The sequence below is a fragment of the Cohnella endophytica genome (genome assembly GCF_003628305.1).
GTDB classification, from domain to species: Bacteria; Bacillota; Bacilli; order Paenibacillales; family Paenibacillaceae; genus Cohnella; species Cohnella endophytica.
Genome location: NZ_RBZM01000003.1, coordinates 142,198 through 163,939, shown reverse-complemented (window position 1 = coordinate 163,939; position 21,742 = coordinate 142,198). Strand labels below are relative to the sequence as shown.

Genomic DNA, 21,742 nt, shown 5'->3' with positions numbered 1-21,742 from the left:
AGGATGGAAGTTATGAACCCGCTCGCACAGCAACTGAACGAAACGCTTACCCGAGACAATCCGCACGTAGCCGAGATGCTTTCCGGACTTGGCAAAGCGATTTACATGCCTAAGCTGGGCATTCTAAGCCAATCCGCCGAAGCCAAACAGAAAGCCAACGTCTACAACGCCACGATCGGCATCGCGACCGAGAAGGGCAAACCGATGCACCTGGGAGTCATTCAAGAAACGTTGTCCGCGTACGATCCGAAGGACATTTACGAATATGCCCCTCCGGGGGGAAAACCAGAGTTACGCGCCATCTGGCGCAAAAAAATGCTGGAAGAGAACCCTTCCATCGATGGCAAAAACCTTAGCCAACCGGTCGTCACGAACGCTTTGACGCACGGTCTGAGCATCGTGGCCGACCTGTTCGCCGAAGCCGGCGACGCGGTGATCGTCCCGGACAAAAACTGGGAAAACTACGAGCTGACGTTTAACGTGCGCCGAGGAGCCGAGATGGTGTACTACCCGCTGTACGACGCGGATAACCGCTTCAACTCCGCCGGCTTGCGCGACGCTCTTCTTGCACAGAAAGATCGGGGTAAAGCGATCGTCCTGCTCAACTTCCCGATTAACCCGACGGGTTATACGCCGGGCATCGAAGAAGGACGCGACATCGTAGACGCGATCCGCGAAGCCGCCGAAGCCGGAATTAACGTCGTTGCCGTTACGGACGATGCCTACTTCGGACTATTCTTCGAGAACTCCTTGCAGGAATCGCTGTTCGGTCAACTAAGCGGACTGCATGAGCGCGTACTTGCCGTGAAAGTGGACGGAGCGACGAAAGAAGAATACGTATGGGGCTTCCGCGTCGGTTTCATTACTTATGGCGGCCTAACCGAAGCCAGTCTGTCCGCGCTGGAACAGAAGACGATCGGAATTATCCGCGCAACCATCTCCAGCGGCCCGCACCCGTCGCAGACGTTCATCCTACGCGCGCTTACCTCGGATAAATTCCAAGCGCAGAAGGAAGAGAAATACCAGATCATGAAAGGCCGCGCCAACAAAGTCAAGCAATTGCTGGACAGCGGCAAATACGGCGACGTATGGAGCTACTACCCGTTCAACTCCGGTTACTTTATGTGCCTTAAGCTGGCGACCGTAGATGCGGAAACCGTTCGCCAACGTCTTCTGAACGCATACGGCGTCGGAACGATCGCCCTTGGCACGACAGACTTGCGCGTCGCCTTCTCCTGTATCGAAGAAGAAAACCTCGAAGATCTGTTCGACCGTATCCATAAAGCCGTGCTGGACGTAGCATCCGGCAACGCCTAATCATAGCGACGGAAAAAAGGCAGTTCCCTTCGGTCAGTCGACCTTGTGGAACTGCCTTTTTCGGCGTTATGCCAATGTTATACACCTTCGCCAATTTGGGTGGCATACAAACTCGCTACATTGGCCGCGCTTGCGATGAAAATCATCTTAAGGCTGCGGAACATGTTTTCGCCGAAGTCGTCTCGCTCGCGATACGATGAACCCGCAGCAAAGTCGTATTCCTACCTACAAGTCATCTTCATCCGCAAATTTGGCTATCTTTCTCGGCATCCACCAGCCGCACCAGAGCAAGCCAGCAGCAATTAACGGTACCCAGATGTCCAGATGGATAACGCTCGCCGCTCCGGTATCGGAAGTTCCCGCTCCACCGCTAGCGCCTACTCCTGCCGTTACTATTCCTACCAATCCAAGGAACAGCGCCGCGGCAATACCCGAAGCTCTTGCGATCGCCGCAGCGGCGACAAGGCGACCTTCGGGCGCGATCGGAAGGGTTGCAGCCGTTTCGACGAAACTTACCCTTCTTAACTCACTCAGTTGCAAACCGATAATGAGGATGGCAATTCCATAAATAATGGCATCTGCCAAAGCATTTCCCGACACGATCATAATAATCCCCGCTAACAATAGCCATCGCCAGAAAGCTCCGAAAGTTTCTCCGCGTAAGAAAACCTTGGCATAGAGGTAATGCCATGAACGACCGTGCTGCCAAGGCAACAAATCGGCTGCCCAGGCAATCCAACGCCGCCTCGCCGGCTTGGACTGTTCCGAGGGTACGTCCACGAACCACCCGAGGAATGACATCCAACGACGACGCGAGCCTGCTTCTTCTTCGATCAGCCTGTCCCATGGCAAGGCGTGCTGCGCGGGTAACCTCCAGAGCAGCGTCATTACGGCCATACACAAAATCAGAAGCGGTACGGCCAGCAGGAGCGGTTTGAGCAGGATCGCGGCGATGGCAATGGCCGATAACAGCCACCTAACCAACCGCAGACCGAGACGCCATGAGCTGAAAGCCGGCTTGCGTTCGCGCCAACCGCCATAAACGTTACATCCGGCGACGATGGCGAGTAACGCCCCGACAACGAGGGCCGGATGCGTTCCGGCGATATCCGCCGTCTTCGGCGCCCGCGCGTAGATCGGCGCGTATAGACAGAATACCGCTACCGCGCGAAGCACCGCCGTCACGATCGCTTTCCTCAGGGCAGGATCGATGTAAGAGCGCCGCACCTGCCCTTCCATTGCCAAAAGAAAGATCGGATCGGCCGGCTGCAAGTACGTGCGTAGCGGCGCTCTTATCGAGATCATCCACATCAGGGCAATCCCGACGATGCCCGAAAGCCATTCCGCGGGCACGTTCTTGATCAGATCCACGTACCACACTAATGCCGAGAAGAAAATCGCCGATACGAATAAACCGAAGCCACTCTGGAATACGTAACGGAAATGAGGAAAAATTTCGTTGCGAAACGCGGCGGCGCGACTTTGGCGGAGGGTACGCAAGAAGCCGGTCTGCTCTTCTCGCGGACGGTCAACCAAGCGGCACGCCTCCTTCCGCTGACGCGACCAATGCCTCGAAAGCATCGTCCAACGTCGAATCCGGGCCGTTGCAGCCTGCTTGCGCCTTCACTTCGCGCGGCGTTCCTTCGGCGATCAGGTGTCCGCGATGAAGAACGACTAGCCGATTCGCCCGTCTCTCCAACGCGGAAAGAATATGCGAGCTCAGAAGTATCGCGCTCCCCTCCGCGCGAACATCCTCCAACGCCTCTAGCAGACCGCGAATCGCTAACGGGTCTAGCCCGAGAAACGGCTCGTCGATAATGAGCAACGGCGGACGAACGAGCAGCGCGTTCATTAACATGACTTTCTGCTTCATCCCTTTGGACAGCGTCTCCGGCATGGCGTTCATCGCTTCCGTCATCCGGAACGTTCGCGCCAGCTGTTCCATTCGCTCATACGCTACGTCCTGCTCTAATTGATAGGCCATCGCCGTCCATTTCAAATGCTCCTTCACCGTAAGTCCGGGGATTAACGAGGGCTGCTCCGGAACGTATGAGGTCGAAGCGCGATACTTATCGCGGTTTTCCTCCAGCGTCACTCCCGCGACGCGTACTTCGCCGCTATGCGGAACCATCAACCCGAGAATATGTTTGATCGCCGTGCTTTTCCCGGCGCCGTTTAATCCGATTAACCCGACCATCTCTCCGGGATAAACGGTGACGGACATGCCGTGCAGCACGGGTCTGCGCTGACTGTAGCCGCCCGTTAGCTCCTTCATGAGAAGCGCCGGTTTATCCGCGTTTTCTTGTCGTGCAGCCATCCGTTCTCCTCCTAAGCGATTCCCGCTTGTTTCCTTTTATTATAGCGGGCGAAAGTGCCCGACACAAAGAAAGAAGCCTCCGAGCGCCGCATATAGGCGGGATCGAAGGCTTCCTGGCAAAGTTGGGTTCTTCAGTCGGGTGTTACGGTTCGGGTGTTACGGTTCGGGTGTTACGGTTCGGGTGTTACGGTTCGGGTGTTACGGTTCGGGTTTTTCGGGTCTGGCACTGCTATTCGGTTATAAGTATGGCTTAAGCTTGAATTTCAATGACCTGCACGACGTTATTGTTGCCTTTGACGACAATGTTCAAGTTCGGAGATAGCACTCCGGAATTGCCGGAAATCGTTACGTTCGCGTCCACGTTATAGATGGTCGTCTGGAGCGTGCCGTTTACTTCCTTCGAGATCGAGATCGTGGCTATCTTGCCCTGGGCGCTGAAAGTAAACGAGCCGACTTTGCCGAAATCCGTCAACGTGTATGCCGGAGTCGCCGCGTTTTTGGTAACTTCGATGAACACGGCTTTGCCTTGGAAAGTACGAACGAACGCTTCGTCTCCGGCTTGCAACGACGACACGGGGGATTTCACGTTATTGCGGAAAATAAACACGTTTGCATCCACCGGTACGGTCACCGTCGAGTTATCGCCCTTTTTGATCGTCAGATTTCCTCCGGCGATCCCTTGAATGGTACCCGTAATCGCTTGGGCGCTCTGATCGCTCGGGAGCTGTTGATCGACGCGGTCAAGCAATGCCGCCAATTCCGCGCGCGTAACCGGACGGTTCGGCTGGAAAGTGTTGTCGTTGTATCCGGTGATCAGGTTTTTCTCCAGTGCGACGGCAATATAGCCCACCGAGCCCGCCGGAATTTCTTTTGCGTCGCGGAACGGCAATACCGTGTCCATCTTTTTCTTCGCTTCGGCTTCCAGCTTCATCGCCTTAACGAGCAATACGGATGCCCATAACCGGTTAGCCGGTTTTTCTGCTTGAATCATCGTATCGTTCTCGGAGAACAGATCGTTCTCGAGCGCTACCGTAACGTATCCGACAGCCCAGCCGTATTTTTTCTTCAACTGGTCGAAGTCTTTGAAGTTCAGCTTCGCGTTCATGTTTTCCGGCTTTTCCGCTTCGTCTTTCAGTCCGAGCAGACGAACGGCGGCTACTAGCGCTTCGATACGCGTAATGTTGTTCTTAGGTTTAAAGCTGCCGTCTTCATATCCGTTGAACACGCCCTGAGCGGCTAACCGGATGATGTGATCGTATGCCCATTTCCATTCTTTCTGGTCCAGATCCCTGAAGTTGAGGTTGATCGTGATTTTGCCGTTGTTGTTTTTACCCTTATTTTTGTCGTCTTTTTTGTCGTGGGAAGAGCTCTGCTTCTTATTGTCGGAGTCGTGCGCGGAAACCATTACTCCCGTCGTGCCTCCCACCAGCATCGTTAGCGCGAGCGTTGCCGCGGCGGTTTTCTTCAACATAGGTTTCATCTTTTTCATGAGGAACATCTCTCCTTCTTAGCAAAGTAGTCACGGATAATTCCCGTACGCTTATACCATTCGAAAGAGTACTCGGATATGAGAGGGTCCTAGAGGTAAAATAAGCCTAAAGTTCTAGAAGATGCCCGCACAGAAAAAATCTCGGGACGATCCGGCTAAGCGGAGGTCCCGAGATTCAGAATCGAAATATAACGATTCGTGTTGCTTATTTCGATTAGGAATGAAAGTCCAGTCCCGAATGAACTTCTTTCACGTACTCGGCGCGAATGCAGAAATCCCCGAAATGCTCGCCTTCGGTTCGCTCCTTCGCGTAGCGGTTTAAGATCGGCCGCAATTCGTCGAGAATTTCGGTCTCGCCGATATTCTCGCGATATAGCTTGTTCAGCCTTTGTCCGGCGAACCCTCCGCCCAAGTACAGATTGTACTTGCCTGGAGCTTTGCCTATGAACGATACTTCGGCCAGCGCCGGACGGGCGCAGCCGTTCGGACAACCGGTCATCCGCATGACGATCTCGTCGTCGCGCAAGCCCGCTTCGTCCAGCACCGTTTCGAGCTTGCCAAGCAGCGTCGGCATATATCTCTCCGCCTCCGCCATCGCCATTCCGCAAGTCGGAAGCGAGACGCAAGCCATCGAATTTCTTCGCAACGCGGAGTACGCGGCACCGTCGCTCAACCCGTGTTTCTCGATAAGCTGCTCGATTTTTTTCTTTTTCTTCTCCGGAACGTTCCCGATGATCAGGTTCTGGTTCGGAGTCAATCGGAAATCTCCCGAATGAATTTGGGCAATCTCGCGCAACCCTGTCATGAGCAAGTAACCATCTTCGTCTTTGACCCGGCCGTTCTCTACGAACAACGTATAGTGCCACATGTTGTTGCTGCCTTTCACCCAGCCGTAACGATCGCCGTTATGATCGAAATGATACGCGCGGGTTTCTTGCAGCTTCCAGCCAAGCCGTTGTTGCAACTCCTCCACGAACCACTCGATGCCCCGATCGTCGATCGTGTACTTGAACCGCGCATGCTTCCGCACCGCGCGATCGCCGTAATCCCGTTGGATCATGACCGTCTTCTCCGCGACGTCGATTGCCTGCTCCGGCGTGATGAACCCGATCGTGCGGGCCACTTGCGGATACGTCTTCGTATCTCCGTGGGTCATGCCCATTCCTCCGCCGACCGCGACGTTAAAGCCGAGCAGGCGACCGTTCTCGTGAATGGCGATGAAGCCCAGATCTTGGGAGAATACGTCTACCTCGTTGGCCGGCGGAACGGCGATGCCGATCTTGAACTTCCTCGGCAGATAGACCGGACCGTAGATCGGCTCCTGCTCTTCCCCGTTGCGGCTATCCGCGACCTTCTCCTCGCCCAGCCAGATTTCATGGTAGGCGCGGCTATGCGGATCGAGATGCTGGCTTACCTTTTGCGCCCATTCCTGCACCTGCTCGTGAACTTCCGACTGGTACGGATTCGGGTTGCACATGACGTTGCGGTTTACGTCGCCGCAAGCGGCGAGCGTACTGAGCAACTCGTCGTTAACTTCCTTGATGACCGTTTTCATGTTCCACTTGATGACGCCATGCAACTGGAAAGATTGTCGGGTCGTTAACCGGATCGTACCGTTGGCATATTTCTGCCCGATTCGATCCATCATGAGCCATTGTTCCGGCGTGACGATGCCGCCTGCCGCCCGAACCCGCACCATAAACTGATAAGCCGGCTCCAGCTTTTGTTTGTTGCGTTCGTTGCGTACGTCGCGATCATCCTGCATATAACTTCCGTGGAACTTCATCAACCTGTTGTCGTCCTCGGAGATCGAGCCCGTGATCTGATCCAGTAGCGACTCGTTCAATGTTCCCCGCAAGTAATCGCTTCTGCGCTTAATCGCCTCTACATCGCTATGTGGCGCGCTGTTCTGCGATAATAAATGATTTTCGGACATGCTTCCGCCTCCTTGCCTTCTCTTCTTATCCGGTCTTAGTAAACGTCCCGCTGATAACGTTTATCCTGTTGCATCTGGGTCAGATATGCCGTCGCTTCCTCGTCGCCGAGGCCGCCTTCTTGCTTCAGAATCGCGATTAACGCGGCCTGAACGTCATGCGCCATTTTCTTCTCGTCTCCGCAGACGTAGACGACGGCTCCGTCCTGCAGCCATTGATAGAGCTCTTTGCTACGCTCCAACATCCGATGCTGCACGTATACCTTCCGATCCGTATCGCGCGAGAATGCGACATCCATGCGCGTCAGCACGCCGTCTTTCAGCCAGCGCTGCCATTCGATCTGGTAGAGGAAGTCGGAGGAGAAGTGCTGGTCTCCATAGAATAACCAGGATTTTCCCTCGGCCCCAAGCTCCTCCCGTTCTCCCAGGAAGGCGCGGAACGGGGCGACGCCCGTGCCCGGACCGATCATGATGATCGGGGTATCCGGATTAGCCGGAAGCTTGAAATTCGGGTTCTCCTGCACGAATACGGGCAACGTTTGTCCCGGTTCGAGCCGCTCCGAGACGTATGATGAACATACGCCGTATCGAACTCTGCCGTGAGATTCGTAATGAACTTTGCGAATCGTCAGGTGCACTTCGTCCGGATAAGCTTTCGGACTGCTGGATATCGAATAAAGCCTGGCCGGTATTTTTCTTAATAGGGATACGAAGGACTTGGCCGTCACTCCATTAAGATCGTAATCTTGGACGAGATCCAGCAAGTCGCGTCCTTTGACGTACTCTCGCAACGCTTGCTCCTGGCCCGGCGCAAGAAGATGATTTAATCCGCTGGTAGGGACAAGCTCCGCCATATGCTCGATCAGCGGTTTAGACAGCACCGTAATCTCGTAGTAGCCGGTCAACGCTTCCTTAAGGGAGCGCTCTTCCGCGCTCTTCGGAAGCGGTACGAGTTCGTCCTCGTTCCATCCCAACGCTTCGATCAGTTCGTCGACGAGTCGGGGATGATTGCGCGGATAGACGCCTAGACTGTCGCCGGGTTCGTATTGAAGATTCGAATTCTCCAACGAGATTTCCAAATGGCGAGTTTCCCGGTCCGAACCGCGCCCGTTCAAGTTCAAATTGTCCAGCACGTCCGCTTGGAACGGATTCGATCTGGAATATTCGGATGCTTGCGTTCCGGACACCGATTGGGAAGTAACGGCTAATGGAGCTTGAGCGCCCGCCGAAGACCGACTTACGGCTTCGAGAACGCTAGAGATCCATTGTTCGGCCGACTCGTCGAAATCTACGTCGCAGTCGACGCGTGGAGCCAATCTCTTGGCGCCTAGCTCTTCCAGACGTTGATCGAAATCCCTGCCCGTTTTGCAGAAAAACTCGTATGAAGTATCGCCTAACGCCAGCACCGAGAAAGACATCTCTTCCAGCTGGGGCGCTCTCTTGCCATGCAAAAATTCGTAGAAGGAAATCGCGTTATCCGGCGGATCTCCTTCCCCGTGCGTGCTCACGAGAACGAACAAATTTTTGATCTTCTTCAACCCGTTCGGCTTGAAGTCGATCATGGATGACAGCGTAACCTGGAAACCCTGCTCCTGCAGCTTGCCCGATAGCTTTTTCGCCAACTTCTGGCTGTTTCCTGTCTGCGACCCGAAAAGCACCGTCGCTTCTAGAGGGATTGACGGCGCCTGCGGAACAGATGCTCCTTGCGGCGCGACCGCTCCCGCTCCCGTGCTTTGAAGCGCTGCCAGATAACCGCTCAACCAATTTCTCTGTCCATCCGTCAGCGTAGGCAACAAACGATTAAGCAATTCCACTTGATCTTGTTGAAAAGGGCTATTCGTAACTTGAAGCATGAACTCTACGCACCTCGCTCGCTTAGCTTAAAAAGATATCCCGATCATTCTGATATCCATTTACGACATTGTCGATCTTAACTTATCACGCCATGCCCGGAGTAACAAGACAATTGATTTTATAGCATTTATAAGATGTAACAATAAGTCGAAAATAATGAAAGATGAAGACCCCTGAAACGATGGGTTCTTCATCTTTCGGTATCACGTATTATTTCGTTCCTCCCCTGTAGCTGCGTGGCTTTCGATCGATTTTCCCTCCCGGCTTCCACACGGAAAGCAAATACATCGCGATCAAGAAGATTAATTGGAAAACGATGCCGACGATCAATTTCACGAGATTGGAGTCGTACGAGTGGCCATCCGGGGATAACATGCCGTACTCGTCCGCGATCCTTACTCCTTGCAGCGTCCAATGATAAATCCCGTACAACCCGATGATCATCGCGAATACGGTAAGAATCTCCTTCGCGACGACCCAGTAATACTTAAATAAGCCCCATGTCGTGAACATCGAGAGCAATACGCCCGATACGACCGTGCCGATCGTCGAAGCGCGAACGCTGGTGTTCGCCAAGAGATGCATGACCGTATAGCAAGCTTTCAGCACCGCTTCGTCATTCGTCATCGCAGCCGTCAAACTCAGAGTCAGCAAAATAACATGGACGCCGAATAAAATGGCGACGAAAAGCAAATGCGCGACAAGCAACGTTCTTCTGCCGTTTAACGTCAGCTTTTTCATAAGTTAAACCTATATCCCACGCCCCATACGGTCTCGATATATTGCGGCCTCGAGGGATCCCTTTCGATTTTGTCGCGCAACTTGCTAACATGCACGGTCACCGTAGCGTGATCGCCGTTCGCCTCCAACCCCCAGATCCGTTCGAATAGCTCCTCCTTGCGAAATACCCGGTTCGGATGCGCGACCATAAAAAGCAATAACTCGTACTCCTTCGCCGTCAACGAAATCTCGGTTTCGTTGACGAATACTCTTCGCGATTTCTTGTCAACGCGGATGCCCGGAAGTCGAATTTCGTCCTTGCGCCATTCCCCGCTGCCGACCAGCCTGTCATATCTCGCTAAGTGCGCTTTCACGCGGGCTACGAGTTCTCCCAAGCCGAAAGGCTTAAGGACGTAGTCGTCCGCGCCGAGTCCGAAACCTCTGATCTTGTCCACTTCTTCTTTTTTGGCGGACACGATTAGAATAGGTACGTTGCTGATCTTCCGGATTTGCCGGCAAATCTCGTAGCCGTCCGTATGCGGGAGCATCAAATCAAGCAACAACAGATCGTATTCCCCACGCATGGCCATCTCCAGGCCGACGTCTCCCCGATCCGCGACTTCTACCGTAAAGCCGTTTGCCGACAAATAATCCTGTTGTACCTCCGCGATGATCGGATCGTCTTCGATAATCAAGATTCGTTTCATTCGTCTCCTCCGTCCCGATCCTGAATGAGCTTAGGCAGTTTGAATGCGATCTCCGTACCCTTATCGCCCGTACTTCGGACGCCGGCTTCCCCGCCATGCTCTTCGATGATTTGCTTAACGATAGCTAGTCCGAGACCGCTTCCTCCCGTCCCCGAATTCCGGGAACGATCCGCCCTGTAGAACTTCTGGAAAATATAAGGCATGGCCTCCTCGGGAATGCCCTCCCCGTTGTCGGCAATCGTAATCAGGATATTCGCTTCCCCGTCTTGCAATATAATGTCGAGTCTCCCGCCGGCGTTATCCATATGCTTGAGGCTATTGTCGACAACGTTCAAGAGCGCCCGTTGAAGCTTCCTGCGATCCGCATGAATATAGATCGGAGCCGTTCCTCCGGCGTACTGGTAGTTCACCTGAATTCCGCTTAGCCTTGGATCTAACCGCAGTTCCTCAGCCGTCTGCTCCAAATAACGGTTAACGTCGATCTTTTCCCAATGAAAGATCAGCTTCTTCATATCCAACGTCGAAAATAACGTCAGCTCTTCGATAAGCCGATCCATGTCGGAAGTCTTTTTCCCGATCATGCCGACGTACTTGTCTCGCTTCTCTTCGGAATCCGCCACGCCGTCGCGCAAACAATCCACGCAGCCTTGAATGGCCGCGATCGGCGTCTTCAGGTCATGGGATATATTCGCGAGCAGTTGCTTCCGGTTTTCCTCCAATTGCAATTGAACGCCGATGGATTGCTTCAACCGGATTCTCATCTCTTCGAATGCCGCTCCCAGTTGTCCTATCTCGTCCTTGCGCCCCAAGTCGAGCGGATGCTCCAGATTCCCTTCGCGTATGTTCTCCGTCGCCTTCCTCAGAGCGTTCAGAGGTTTAATGATGCTCCTGGAAACAAGATAAGTAAGCAAGCCGTTCGTCAGCGCGAGCGCGCCAAATAAGATAAGCATAATCGTCGGCACGAACTTTCGGAAGAAAGATTGCGCGGGTTCTCCGTCCGACGCCACCAACAGCCTGCCTTCGCTTCCGTCCTTCAGCCGGAAATCGATCTCTTCCACCGAATAAGCGCCTTTATTTCCGTTTAGAAGCGCCGTCGCATCCAGACCCGGGGAATAATGCTTCGTCTCTTGACCGTATGCGATAACGATGCCCGCTCCGAATTCGGACAGTCTGTCTTCCGTTTCCTTGACGAACGTCGGATCGTCCATCAACGCCGGATCGTACCGCGCGACGAATTTAAGTCCGGATAAGATCTCTTCCCTTTCCCCGAACCATTGTCCGACCGCCGCGGCCGGGAACCGTTTGTTCCCTTCGGGAGCGGATAGTTTGCCGCGGTCGAAATCCCGGAAAAACAGCGATGCCGTCAAGGCGACGGAAATACCGAACAAGACCAACGGAACGACGATCATCGCGATATAAGAAAGCAAAAGCTTGGTGCGTATGGACATACGGCTAACCCCCTTCCCTTCCATTGTAGAACGAACGTGTAAACTTCCTCTAAACCGATTCTAAAAAAAGCATAAAATCCGCAGAAAACCTATCTATTCCGAATAACGCGCAAAACCCCGGACAGTGTCCAGGGCTTTGAATAGGGCTTTTATTGTTTCGGATCGCTTGGAGAAGTAGCCGACTCTCTTTTCTCTTTCAGCCATTTCGGAGCGCCTTTGTTTTTCTGGTCGCGCGCCCGGTCGGTTTTGGTTTTCGCCGGTTTCGCGGATTTGGCGGACGCGACCGGTTTAGTTTGCGGTTTAGCTTGCGTCTGCGCTTCCGTATCGCTCGCGCTTTTACCGTCAGGCTTGACGGTTCTCGTCGCGGCTTTCGCGGACGGCTTTGCCGGAGAACCCGCGGTCAAAGGCCTTGCATCGGCGTTCGCAGACGGCGGATTTACCGACGACTTCGCGGAAGGCCTTGTTGTCGTCCTTGCGGGAGCTTGCGAAGACGGTCTCGACGATGTTTGCGCGGTCGTCTTCGGCACGGACTTGCCCTCCGTCCTCGGTGCTCTCTCCGTGCTAGGTGAAACGCTTCGGGAATCGCGCCGGGTATCACTTCGGGTTCCGCTCGTGTTACGCGGAGTCTTCGAAGCCTCGGCGGATGAAGTCGAAGGGGCCTTAGGCGACTCCGGCTGCAAAGACGCCAAATATTCCGCCTTCGATTTCCATTCCAGCTTTGGCTTCCGCTCCAAGGCTTGCCCTCTCTTCGCGTCGCTTTCTTCCAACGTAACGACCTTGCCCTCGTACAGCGTCCGCGGCTGAATTTCAATCTTCAACTGCTTCTCGAGCTTGTCGATAATAAAGCGTTCTTCCGGCGCGATCAACGTGATCGACGTGCCTTCGCGCCCCATTCTTGCCGTCCTGCCCGAACGGTGAACGTAGTGGTCCGCGTCCAGCGCCGGCTCATACTGGATGACGAGCGGCAGTCCGGGAAGGTCCAGCCCACGCGCGGCCACGTCGGTCGCGATCAGAAGCTTCGTCCGCCCTTGGCGGAAGCGCTGCATGACCTCGCCGCGTTCCTGCCCTCTCGTGTCCCCGTACAATGCGTCGACGGAGACGCCTTCGAAGCGAAGCTTTGCGAGCAGCTCTCCGATTTTCTCCGTATCGTTAACGAACAACAGCGCGGAAGAAGGCTTCATATGACGAACGATTCTGCGGATCAGATCGATTTTCTCCCGGCGATCCGTCAGGAAGTACCAGTGTTGAAGCGTCGAAGACAGACCGTTCTCGTTTTCCTTCTCGGTCACGTCGGACACCCAAGGATCCCGCTGCCATTTGTTCTCCGCTTCCTTCATCGCTTGCGAGCGCGTAGCCGAGACGAAGACGGTTTGACGATCGCGGGAGCATTGCTTTAATAGATTTTCCACGTCGCTCTTGCCGCCGAGCGAGAAAATACGGTCCGTCTCGTCGACGACGACGAACGATACCGCGTGCAGGTTTAGCTTACGCGTGCTTGCGACTTCCCTTACGCGCCCAGGCGTGCCCACGATTAACGCGGGCTTGCCCTTCATCCGCTCCAACTGGCGCGCAAGCGATGCGCCGCCGATCAGCGCCGTCGCTTTAATGCCGAGCGGTTGTCCGTAAGCTTCCGCTTCGCGCATGATTTGCATCGCCAGCTCCTGCGTCGGCGCCAGCACGAGCGCTTGCGTTTCCTTGCGCGTGCCGTCGATCTTCTGCAGCAAAGGGAGTAAATATGCCAATGTCTTGCCCGTTCCCGTCGGCGATACGATAACTCCGTCCTTGCCTTCGATCAACGCCGGCAATGCTTGTTTCTGCACCTCGGAAGGTTCCGCTATTCCGGAGGCCGCCAGTTTCTCGGCGAGTACCTCGTTTAAACCCAATTCGATGAACCCCATCGTTCCAACCCCTTATCTGAACTTGCCTATTTCTTATTCATGAACCGCCCGAAAAGGGCTTCGCTCGCGCGGGGAAACAATTGCATGATCTTCACGCCGACGGAAGCCGTCCAAGGCATATCCAGCTCGGCCTTTCTTCTTTCGATGACGGATACGATCGCCTTGGCGACCTTGTCCGGATCCAGCATGAGCCAACGAACGTTTTTTACGTACGTCCCTTGAGGATCCGCGCGATCGAAGAACGGCGTATCGATCGGACCCGGATTTACGGCGGAAACCTGCACGCCCGAACCTCTAAGCTCTTGGCGCAACGCATTGGTGAAGCCGAGAACGGCATGCTTGGTCGCGGCGTATCCCGTCGACTTGGCGGTAGCCAGCTTGCCGGCCATCGAAGCAACGTTAACGATATGTCCCTGCCCCGATTGGAGCATCGAAGGAAGCACCGCATGCGCGCAACGCACCGTACCCATGTAATTCACGTCCATCATGCCTTCGAAATGCGCAAGCGCAGCTTCGGAGAAAGGAATAAACTCGCCGTACCCCGCGTTATTGAGCAATACATCGATTTTACCGTATTGTCGGAGCACTTGCGAGACGACCTCGCGCACCTGATCTTCCGAGGTGACATCCATCTCGAAGACGGCATGCTCCCCCTCGATCTTTGCGGACAACTGTTGCATCTTCGACTTCGAACGCGCCGTCAAGATCGGAATGGCGCCTCGCTCGGCCAGCAGCTTCGCGACCAATGCGCCGATACCGCTGGATGCTCCGGTAATGAGCACCACCTTGTTCCGTAACGTTACTCTCATCATTACCCTCCTTGGAGGAAATAAGCGCAGCGGAGCCGAATCCGCATGGCGTGAAACGATATCGTTTCCGAATCATGAAAAAAGCCCCTGCCGGGGCGGTCTTGCTTGCTATACGATATCGTATGTACATAGAGTCGGTCGTAATTAAGCGATTAATACTTGAATCTCCATCTCGCCGATGCCGTCCATGATCAAAGGAACCGCCAATGCCCTGCTCGCGCCCGTTGCCGAGGCGAAATGGGAGCCCATAATCTTAGGAGGCGTAATATCGACGTGAACGCCTTGATTGTAAAGCATCGTGCTTGCGTTGCCGCTGATCATGTTGCCAAGCTCGGAAATCGCGCTCTTGCCCATCTCGTCGATTTCCGTAATCGCGTAGCCGCCCATCATCGCGGAAATGATCCGCAGCGCCACCGACTCGCTTAAACCGAACACGATGTCTCCGGTCATATGTCCCGTCAATCCGATTTGAATCCACACATGGTTTTCCGCAAATTTAATGTCCCTGATCGACAGTTGGCCGGTACTGGGACGAATTTGCACCATTTGTTCGATAACCATGCGCGCGGATTCCAAAAATGGGTTGATGTACTCAGCCTTCATGTCTGAACGCGCCCCTTTTCCTAACTGGATTAAACCGCTAGCCGTAACCGCTTTCCCTCATTATACTGAAATCAAGAGTACAAGTACACTGATTTTTGTCAAAGGAGCGAGAACTATGCCGAACATATGGGCCCATATCCGGTTTGGGACCGAAGTCTTAGACGTCCTTCATATCGACAGGAATGCTCTCGCGAAAGAGTGGCTTAACGCATTCCGGATCGGCTGCCAAGGTCCGGATTTCCTTTTTTACGATCATTTTCTGCCTTGGCAACCGTCAACGGAGCTTAACCGTCTCGGCTCCCTCATGCACAACGTCCGATGCGGCCCGTTCCTTCTTTCCTTATTCGACGAGGCACGCAAGCGTCCGTTCGCGGATCCGGCGATCGCATATACGCTGGGCTTTTTGTTGCACCATATTCTCGACCGTCACCTCCATCCGTTCGTCTTCAGCCGTTCCGGCTTCAAGAAGTGGCACCATCAACGTTACGAGACGGCGATGGATTCCGCGATTCTGATGCGAAGAGCCGGCGTGCATACCGGTTCGACTCCCGTCGCTCCCGACATCGATACCGGAGGACGGCTCCCCGGCGAATTCTCCTCCGATTTCCTGCGGGTCGTCTCCGAGCATTATCCCGCCATAGCCGGCAAGATTACGGCGGAGCAACTTGACGGCGCCATCGCCCAGATGACTCGAGCGCAGCGGCTATTCTATGACCCTTCCGGTTGGAAAGGCAGGGTCGCTTTCGGTCAATTGTCGCCTTTCTCTCCGCCGTTGCAAATACCCGACTGGGACGTACTGAACGATGCCAAGCAGCCTTGGATCGATCCGACGGACCGTACGCTCGTCCATCATGACAGCGCTGACGAGCTATGGGACCGGGCTTTGGAGGATGCGCACGCGACGACGGCCGCGGCGATCTCTTGGCTCGATGCGAAGACGAACGAAGAATCAGCCCTACTGAAAGTTTCGTTCAGCGAGCTGCTCCAGGATTTATCCTATGAAACCGGGCTGCCTTGCGGCGGGATCCCCGTTACTTATGCGGAATCCGTCGTGCCGCAAAGGTAATGAAGTTGATTCCGCCTCATACAGAATACGGCTGTTCGGCTTCCTTCTCGCCTTTCGCCAGATTGACGAACGTGAGCAGAATGATGCCCGCGACGAAGAAGAGCGCGACGGCGAGCAGCGCCGAACGGCTCGAATCGCTGACCAGCTTCACGATGCCGAAGACGAGCGGCCCGCCGAAGGAAAAGAACCGGCTCGTAAAGCTCAGGAATCCATTGAACTCGGCGGTTCTGCCCTGAGGGATCATCTTGCTGAAGATTGCCCGCGAAGTGGCTTGCGACCCTCCTTGCACGAGGCCGACAAGACACGCCAACAAGTAAAAGTGGAGCGAGTTCGTCATGAAATACCCGAGGATGACGATGATCAAATAAGTGACTAAAGAGCCGTACAGCATTTTCTTGCTCCCTAACCGATCCGCCATTTTACCGAACGCCAGCGTTGCCGGGAACCCGATGAATTGGGTGATCAACAACGCGGTAATGAGATCTTTATCTTCGATCCCGATCGTCGTGCCGTAGCTTGCCGCCATAACGATGATCGTATTGATGCCGTCGAAGAAAAACCAATACGAGACCATGAACTTTAACAGCTCCGGATACTTCTTTAGCTGAGAGAATGTCTCGCCTAATCGGCGGGAGCCGGTTTTCAAGGTATCCCGCAGCCCGCCGGCGATGGCCGATCGTTGATCCTTCAGATTACGGAACAGCGGCCAAGAAAACACGAGCCACCATATGCCTACCGAAACGAAAGAAATTTGCGATGCCGCCGTTTTGTCGGGCAATCCGATTTTGTCCCAGCCCAGAATGAGACCCAGGTTAACCGCAAGCAGCAGCCCCCCGCCCAGATAGCCCATCGCATATCCGCGCGCGCTTACTCCCTCCCGAAGATCCGGAGATGTGATATCGTTCAGCAAAGCATCGTAGAACGTATTTCCCGTCCCGAAACCGACCATCCCGATGACGACCAGTACCGAAGCCAGCCACATGTCGCCCGTGCCGACGAAGGCAAGCCCCGCGCTCGCGAGAGCGCCGATAATGGTGAACGCCCGAAGGAAAAACACCTTCCTGCCGCTATAATCCGCGATGGCCCCAAGTAACGGAGATAATAGCGCCACGACGATCGCCGCGGCCGTCTGGGTAAAACTCCAACTTCCGTCGGTGCCTCCCGCCACGCTAATGAAGTAAATCGGCATGACGGCAGCCATAATCGTCGTCGCAAAGGCGGAATTCGCCCAATCGTACATTACCCATGCCCGGATTTTCTTCTTCTCGTTCATCGTGTCGTCGCCTCTTCCCGCTACTTTCTAGCTCTGTTTGACGGAATCATTCGACAGGCGGCTTACTTTTTCCTGTGCCTCCGACGGACTTTAGACGGATTTAATATTCCGCAAATACGCGCCGAACGGAAAAGAAGCCCGAATTACCGCGGATGCAAAATTCTCCTCGCGCGATAAATCGGGCTTATGTCATCACTCTTCCGGCTTAGGAGCCGGGCCTTCGGCCAGACGCGCGTTACGCGCCTCCTTCAACAAATCCTCCAGCCATTCCCGCTCCGTCTTGTTAAAGCGCAGTATTCCTTCGATCAACAGGACGGAGCCTCTGGGAAGCCGTTCTTTCTTGATCTCCAATACGCCTTCGAGACGGCTGATCCGGCCTAAGCTGGCTTCCAGCTGTTTCTCGATCAGCTCTTCGACGCGCTTCAAGTCCGTATGCCGGACGAACGGCAGCGTCATGAACAGCGGATGTTGCGGGTAGAAGCCTTGGGTCATCTGGGAATAGAGCATTTCGAGCAATTGCGACTTTCCGCTTTCCGTTATGCGGTACACGGTCTTATCCGGCCGGTTGTCGCCGGAAACCGGAATCGTCTCCGCCACTTCGATAAAGCCGTCCTGCCTCAATTGATCGACCGCGTAATACAGCGAACCGTCCTTCACCCGAAAAGTCTGGTCCCAATTCCGCCCCTTGATCGTCTGTCGGATTTCGTAAGGGTGGCACTCCTTCTCCATAAGCAGACCGAGCACGAGCAGTTTAATGGACATCGCTTAGCCTCAGTGGAAGGAAGGTTCCGGCTTGCCGCCTTCGCCTTGCTTCCCTTGTTTGCCGGGGGCGCCTTGCGAGCCCGGCTTCGCCGTTTCCATGCGTGCCCGGCCCATCAGGAAGATGAACACGAGAGCAATGATCGGCAAGATGATCGACCATTGGAAGATAAACAAAATCGAGTCGGAAAGCTTGGCAAGCAACGAATTTACGAGTTCCGGCGGCAAGTGCATTTTCGCTTGTACCTCGGGATCGAGCAAAGCTTGACCGCCTTTGATTTTCTCGGCCATCTCGGCCGGGATGTTCGGAATTTGTTTGATTCCCTCTTGGAAGTCATGCTTTTGAAGCGTGCCGAACACCGTGATCCCGAGCGCCGAGCCGATCGTCCGGAAGAAAGTGATCAGGGAAGACGCCGAACCTTTGTGTTGCGGAGGTACGGCATTTAACGTCGAAATGTTCAAGAGCGAGAACGAAACGCCCATGCCGAGACCTACGATAACCATAAACACGCCGATCGTGAATTGGCTCGTCGTAGGATCCATGACATATCCGAGCAAGTAAGAACCCAAGATCAACGTCAACGCCGAGACGATCATCACGTCGCGGTAACGGAACTTGATGCCGATTCTTCCTCCGAGCTGAGCGCTGATTACGACGCCAAGCATCATCGGAGTGAGCACGGTGCTCGTTTGCGTGGCCGTCTTGTGGAAGACGCCTTGGATGAAGATCGGAATATAAGTCGCGGATGCCATCATAACGCCGCCGTACAGGGCGCTGACTCCCATGCTGCCCGTAAATAAGCGGGTTTTGAACAGGCTAAGCTTGATAATCGGGTCTTTGGCGACTCTTTCCGCCAGAAGGAATAATACGAGCAATACTCCGGCGCCGACGAACAACGAGATCGTTTTCGCGGAACCCCATGCCCAGCCGTCCGTGCCGCCGAGCTCCAGCCCGAACATCAAGCACAAGATCGCGGCCGTAAGCAGAATCGCTCCCAACCAGTCGATGACTTGCTTTTTCGTAATTTTGGATTCGTGATACCCTCTAAGGATGAAAATAATCGAAAGAATGCCGATCGGGACGTTAATATAGAAAATCCAACGCCAGCTGATATTGTCGGTAATCGTGCCGCCGAGAATCGGCCCGAAAACGCTGGACAATCCGAATACGGCCCCGAATAGCCCCATCATCTTACCGCGTTTCTCCGCGGGGAACAGATCGAAAATGATCGTGAATACGATCGGCATAAGCGCGCCGCCGCCGATTCCTTGAATCGCGCGGTAAATGATCAGTTGATCCATGTTCGTCGCCGTTCCGCACAGGATGGAACCGATCAAGAACAACGATAGTCCCAACAGGAAAAACCGTTTGCGACCGTACATATCGGACAGCTTGCCGAAAATCGGCGTCGATACGACCATTGCGATCATGTAGGCGGAATACACCCAAATGAAGCTTTCGAACCCTCCGAGCTTCTTAATAATCGTAGTCATCGCCGTGGAGACGATCGTCTGATCGAGCGATGCCATGAACAGTCCGAGCAACAAGCCCGCTACGACGAGCTTAACGCTGCTTTTCTTTGCATCCATAATCTTAACCCCTTCATCAATCCGATTGTTCGGTATGATATTACTCAAATTTGAATACCCAAATGATAGTATACTCAAATTTGAGTAACATTCAACCCTTTGCGACGATTTTAATAATCCCCTATAATGTAAGAACGACAAAGCTTTTTTATATCCTTCGAATGAAATGATAAATTTATTCGATTCCAGAGGGGGAGATCAATTGAACATTAGCCAATTGGAGACGTTAGTAACGATATCCAAGACGCTTAGCTTCCGTAAAGCCGGCGACGTGCTCAACTTGACGCAACCCGCCGTCTCCGCGCAAATCAAGAACCTCGAAGACGAATTCAAAGCGGTGCTAGTAGACCGCAACCATCCCGTGACCTTAACGGACCGCGGCCAAGTGTTCCTCGAGCATGCCGAGCAGATTCTCGCGATCGTGGAGCAATTGAAGCAGAAGCTGTCCGATCTCAATCAAGTCCCGCAAGGACATATCGTTTTAGGTACGACGACATCGATCGCGATTCAAATATTGCCCAGGGTGTTATCCTATTTCCAGGACCAATATCCGCTTATCAAGACAAGAATCGTATCCATGTCCTCCACGCAAGTTCTGTCTAGCGTAGAGAACGGAACCGTCGACATCGGAATCGGATACTTGACCGACAGAAGCCCGCAAGTAGAAACCTCCATCCTGTATTACGACACCTTTCAGTTCGTCGTCGCTCCGCGGCATAAGCTCGCATCCGAGAAGCGGATTACGATCGGGATGCTAAAGGATATTCCCCTAATCATGTTGTCCCCGGATACGTTAGGTCGCCGCTTCGTAGACCGGATATTCCGCGAGTACGGCCTCGAGCCGAATAAGGTCATGGAGCTGGGCAGCAGCGAGGAAGTCAAACGGATGGTCGAGCTGAACATGGGGGCCGCCGTCATCTCGAAGCTGTCGATATCCAGCGAGCTTCGACTCGGAACGCTGAAGATGATTCCCGTCAACGAATTCGAGGTCAGCCACCCCGTCGGCGTCATGACGAAAACCGGACGATACGTGAACAGCGCCATGCTCCAATTCCTGAACGACCTGAAAGGGATGCCGGAGGATCAATTCATCGGCAGCGAATAACGAACACGCGAGGAGAGATCACATGAAATTCGATTTGCATACGCACCATGATAGATGCGGACACGCGCAAGGCAAGATCAGCGATTATATTGAAGCGGCGATCGAAGCCGGCATGCATGTGATCGGCATTTCCGATCATTCGCCCTATTTCGCGCACGAGCTGGATCAACCTCAACCCGGCATCGCGATGGCCCGAAGCGACTTCCCTAATTACGTCGCCGAGGTGCTGCGCCTGAAGGAGCAATACAAGGATCGAATCGAAGTGTTGCTCGGAGTCGAATCCGATTTCTACGTCGACCAGATCGAGTTGTACCGGGCCTCATACGAGCCTTATCCGTTCGACTACATTATCGGATCCGTCCATCAGACCAGAGGCGTCAGCATCTTCAATCGGAATCGTTGGAAGGGCAAGAACGAAGACGAACAACTCGACGAGAAAAAACACTATTACGATCTTATCCGACAATCGGCCGGCAGCGGCCTATTCCAAGTTCTCGGGCATATCGACGCGATGAAGGGCTACTACCCGGATTTCGCGAACATCTCGGGCGCCGAAGCCGAGATCGACGAAGCTCTTAAGGCCGTCGCCGCGAACGATATTTCCATCGAGATCAACACGAGCGGTAAAACCAAAGACGTTGGAGGCTGGTATCCCTCTCATGCGATCTTGGAGCGCGCTCGGCATTTCGGCGTCGACGTGACCTTCGGATCCGATGCGCACGTACCGGAACGGATCGGCGACGATTGGGAGCTCGTGCAGAAACGTCTGCGCGAGTTCGGATTCCGCCGCTGGGTATTTTTCCGCGGGAAGCAGAAAGTCGTCGTTCCGCTGTAAAACTAGCCAACTCACGAAA

Annotated in this window: 18 protein-coding genes; 4 read left to right on the top strand and 14 right to left on the bottom strand. The window is 54.2% G+C overall.

What is annotated here, in order from left to right:
• Nucleotides 1-12: 12 nt before the first annotated feature.
• Nucleotides 13-1,317: an aminotransferase class I/II-fold pyridoxal phosphate-dependent enzyme gene (locus D7Z26_RS06075; protein WP_120975172.1), complete on the top strand. Its 1,305-nt coding sequence runs from the start codon at nt 13-15 to the stop codon at nt 1,315-1,317.
• 225 nt (nt 1,318-1,542) lie between these two features.
• On the opposite strand, the gene D7Z26_RS06070 is transcribed toward D7Z26_RS06075, so the two are convergent.
• From D7Z26_RS06070 to D7Z26_RS06020, 11 genes are all read right to left on the bottom strand, one after another.
• Nucleotides 1,543-2,853, bottom strand: a complete 1,311-nt coding sequence (locus D7Z26_RS06070) for an ABC transporter permease (protein WP_158602213.1) — start codon at nt 2,851-2,853, stop codon at nt 1,543-1,545.
• A complete protein-coding gene (locus tag D7Z26_RS06065; protein ID WP_120975170.1) occupies nt 2,846-3,634 on the bottom strand; it encodes an ABC transporter ATP-binding protein in 789 nt (262 codons plus the stop codon). Before D7Z26_RS06065 ends, D7Z26_RS06070 begins: the two co-directional genes overlap by 8 nt.
• Nucleotides 3,635-3,884: 250 nt before the next feature.
• Nucleotides 3,885-5,123: an S-layer homology domain-containing protein gene (locus D7Z26_RS06060; protein WP_233566667.1), complete on the bottom strand. Its 1,239-nt coding sequence runs from the start codon at nt 5,121-5,123 to the stop codon at nt 3,885-3,887.
• A 214-nt stretch (nt 5,124-5,337) separates the two neighbouring features.
• A complete protein-coding gene (gene cysI / locus D7Z26_RS06055) occupies nt 5,338-7,059 on the bottom strand; it encodes an assimilatory sulfite reductase (NADPH) hemoprotein subunit (RefSeq protein WP_120975169.1) in 1,722 nt (573 codons plus the stop codon).
• A 35-nt stretch (nt 7,060-7,094) separates the two neighbouring features.
• Nucleotides 7,095-8,909 carry an assimilatory sulfite reductase (NADPH) flavoprotein subunit gene (locus D7Z26_RS06050; protein WP_120975168.1) on the bottom strand — a complete coding sequence of 605 codons (1,815 nt, stop codon included), beginning with the start codon at nt 8,907-8,909 and terminating at the stop codon, nt 7,095-7,097.
• Between the two features lie 211 nt (nt 8,910-9,120).
• On the bottom strand, nt 9,121-9,651 hold the full coding sequence (locus D7Z26_RS06045) for a hypothetical protein (protein ID WP_120975167.1): 531 nt from the start codon (nt 9,649-9,651) through the stop codon (nt 9,121-9,123).
• Nucleotides 9,648-10,337 carry a response regulator transcription factor gene (locus D7Z26_RS06040; protein ID WP_120975166.1) on the bottom strand — a complete coding sequence of 230 codons (690 nt, stop codon included), beginning with the start codon at nt 10,335-10,337 and terminating at the stop codon, nt 9,648-9,650. The genes D7Z26_RS06045 and D7Z26_RS06040 overlap by 4 nt, the downstream gene beginning before the upstream one ends.
• Complete coding sequence (locus D7Z26_RS06035; protein ID WP_158602212.1) at nt 10,334-11,785, bottom strand: sensor histidine kinase; 1,452 nt, start codon at nt 11,783-11,785, stop codon at nt 10,334-10,336. Before D7Z26_RS06035 ends, D7Z26_RS06040 begins: the two co-directional genes overlap by 4 nt.
• Before the next feature lie 149 nt (nt 11,786-11,934).
• Nucleotides 11,935-13,683: a DEAD/DEAH box helicase gene (locus D7Z26_RS06030; protein ID WP_120975164.1), complete on the bottom strand. Its 1,749-nt coding sequence runs from the start codon at nt 13,681-13,683 to the stop codon at nt 11,935-11,937.
• A 26-nt stretch (nt 13,684-13,709) separates the two neighbouring features.
• Nucleotides 13,710-14,492 (bottom strand): SDR family NAD(P)-dependent oxidoreductase, encoded by a 783-nt coding sequence (locus tag D7Z26_RS06025; RefSeq protein WP_120975163.1) that lies wholly within the window; start codon nt 14,490-14,492, stop codon nt 13,710-13,712.
• 144 nt (nt 14,493-14,636) lie between these two features.
• Nucleotides 14,637-15,095: a chemotaxis protein CheX gene (locus tag D7Z26_RS06020; RefSeq protein WP_120975162.1), complete on the bottom strand. Its 459-nt coding sequence runs from the start codon at nt 15,093-15,095 to the stop codon at nt 14,637-14,639.
• Nucleotides 15,096-15,210: 115 nt separating this feature from the next.
• On the opposite strand from D7Z26_RS06020, the gene D7Z26_RS06015 reads away from it, so the two are divergent.
• Entirely contained in the window at nt 15,211-16,161 is a 951-nt protein-coding gene (locus D7Z26_RS06015) for a zinc dependent phospholipase C family protein (RefSeq protein ID WP_158602211.1), read from the top strand.
• Between the two features lie 16 nt (nt 16,162-16,177).
• On the opposite strand, the gene D7Z26_RS06010 is transcribed toward D7Z26_RS06015, so the two are convergent.
• The 3 genes from D7Z26_RS06010 to D7Z26_RS06000 all read right to left on the bottom strand — a co-directional run bounded on the left by D7Z26_RS06010 (nt 16,178) and on the right by D7Z26_RS06000 (nt 19,783).
• Nucleotides 16,178-17,434 (bottom strand): MFS transporter, encoded by a 1,257-nt coding sequence (locus tag D7Z26_RS06010; protein ID WP_120975160.1) that lies wholly within the window; start codon nt 17,432-17,434, stop codon nt 16,178-16,180.
• A gap of 192 nt (nt 17,435-17,626) precedes the next feature.
• Nucleotides 17,627-18,196, bottom strand: coding sequence for a PadR family transcriptional regulator (locus D7Z26_RS06005; RefSeq protein WP_120975159.1), 570 nt, complete (start codon nt 18,194-18,196; stop codon nt 17,627-17,629).
• Nucleotides 18,197-18,205: 9 nt separating this feature from the next.
• Nucleotides 18,206-19,783 carry an MDR family MFS transporter gene (locus D7Z26_RS06000; RefSeq protein ID WP_120975158.1) on the bottom strand — a complete coding sequence of 526 codons (1,578 nt, stop codon included), beginning with the start codon at nt 19,781-19,783 and terminating at the stop codon, nt 18,206-18,208.
• Nucleotides 19,784-19,985: 202 nt separating this feature from the next.
• Between D7Z26_RS06000 and D7Z26_RS05995 the strand changes: the two genes are divergently transcribed.
• Nucleotides 19,986-20,888, top strand: a complete 903-nt coding sequence (locus D7Z26_RS05995) for a LysR family transcriptional regulator (protein ID WP_120975157.1) — start codon at nt 19,986-19,988, stop codon at nt 20,886-20,888.
• Nucleotides 20,889-20,910: 22 nt separating this feature from the next.
• Nucleotides 20,911-21,723, top strand: coding sequence for a histidinol-phosphatase (locus D7Z26_RS05990; protein WP_120975156.1), 813 nt, complete (start codon nt 20,911-20,913; stop codon nt 21,721-21,723).
• Nucleotides 21,724-21,742 lie beyond the last annotated feature (19 nt).

Bases quoted from the DNA above. Each gene is read 5' to 3' on its own strand.
- D7Z26_RS06035 (WP_158602212.1), bottom strand. From the start codon at position 11,785: ATGTCCATACGCACCAAGCTTTTGCTTTCTTATATCGCGATGATCGTC.
- D7Z26_RS06075 (WP_120975172.1), top strand. From the start codon at position 13: ATGAACCCGCTCGCACAGCAACTGAACGAAACGCTTACCCGAGACAAT.
- D7Z26_RS06045 (WP_120975167.1), bottom strand. From the start codon at position 9,651: ATGAAAAAGCTGACGTTAAACGGCAGAAGAACGTTGCTTGTCGCGCAT.
- D7Z26_RS05990 (WP_120975156.1), top strand. From the start codon at position 20,911: ATGAAATTCGATTTGCATACGCACCATGATAGATGCGGACACGCGCAA.
- cysI (WP_120975169.1), bottom strand. From the start codon at position 7,059: ATGTCCGAAAATCATTTATTATCGCAGAACAGCGCGCCACATAGCGAT.
- D7Z26_RS06060 (WP_233566667.1), bottom strand. From the start codon at position 5,123: ATGAAAAAGATGAAACCTATGTTGAAGAAAACCGCCGCGGCAACGCTC.
- D7Z26_RS06010 (WP_120975160.1), bottom strand. From the start codon at position 17,434: ATGAACGAGAAGAAGAAAATCCGGGCATGGGTAATGTACGATTGGGCG.
- D7Z26_RS06030 (WP_120975164.1), bottom strand. From the start codon at position 13,683: ATGGGGTTCATCGAATTGGGTTTAAACGAGGTACTCGCCGAGAAACTG.
- D7Z26_RS06000 (WP_120975158.1), bottom strand. From the start codon at position 19,783: ATGGATGCAAAGAAAAGCAGCGTTAAGCTCGTCGTAGCGGGCTTGTTG.
- D7Z26_RS06025 (WP_120975163.1), bottom strand. From the start codon at position 14,492: ATGAGAGTAACGTTACGGAACAAGGTGGTGCTCATTACCGGAGCATCC.
- D7Z26_RS06050 (WP_120975168.1), bottom strand. From the start codon at position 8,909: ATGCTTCAAGTTACGAATAGCCCTTTTCAACAAGATCAAGTGGAATTG.
- D7Z26_RS06065 (WP_120975170.1), bottom strand. From the start codon at position 3,634: ATGGCTGCACGACAAGAAAACGCGGATAAACCGGCGCTTCTCATGAAG.
- D7Z26_RS06005 (WP_120975159.1), bottom strand. From the start codon at position 18,196: ATGTCCATTAAACTGCTCGTGCTCGGTCTGCTTATGGAGAAGGAGTGC.
- D7Z26_RS06040 (WP_120975166.1), bottom strand. From the start codon at position 10,337: ATGAAACGAATCTTGATTATCGAAGACGATCCGATCATCGCGGAGGTA.
- D7Z26_RS06020 (WP_120975162.1), bottom strand. From the start codon at position 15,095: ATGAAGGCTGAGTACATCAACCCATTTTTGGAATCCGCGCGCATGGTT.
- D7Z26_RS06015 (WP_158602211.1), top strand. From the start codon at position 15,211: ATGCCGAACATATGGGCCCATATCCGGTTTGGGACCGAAGTCTTAGAC.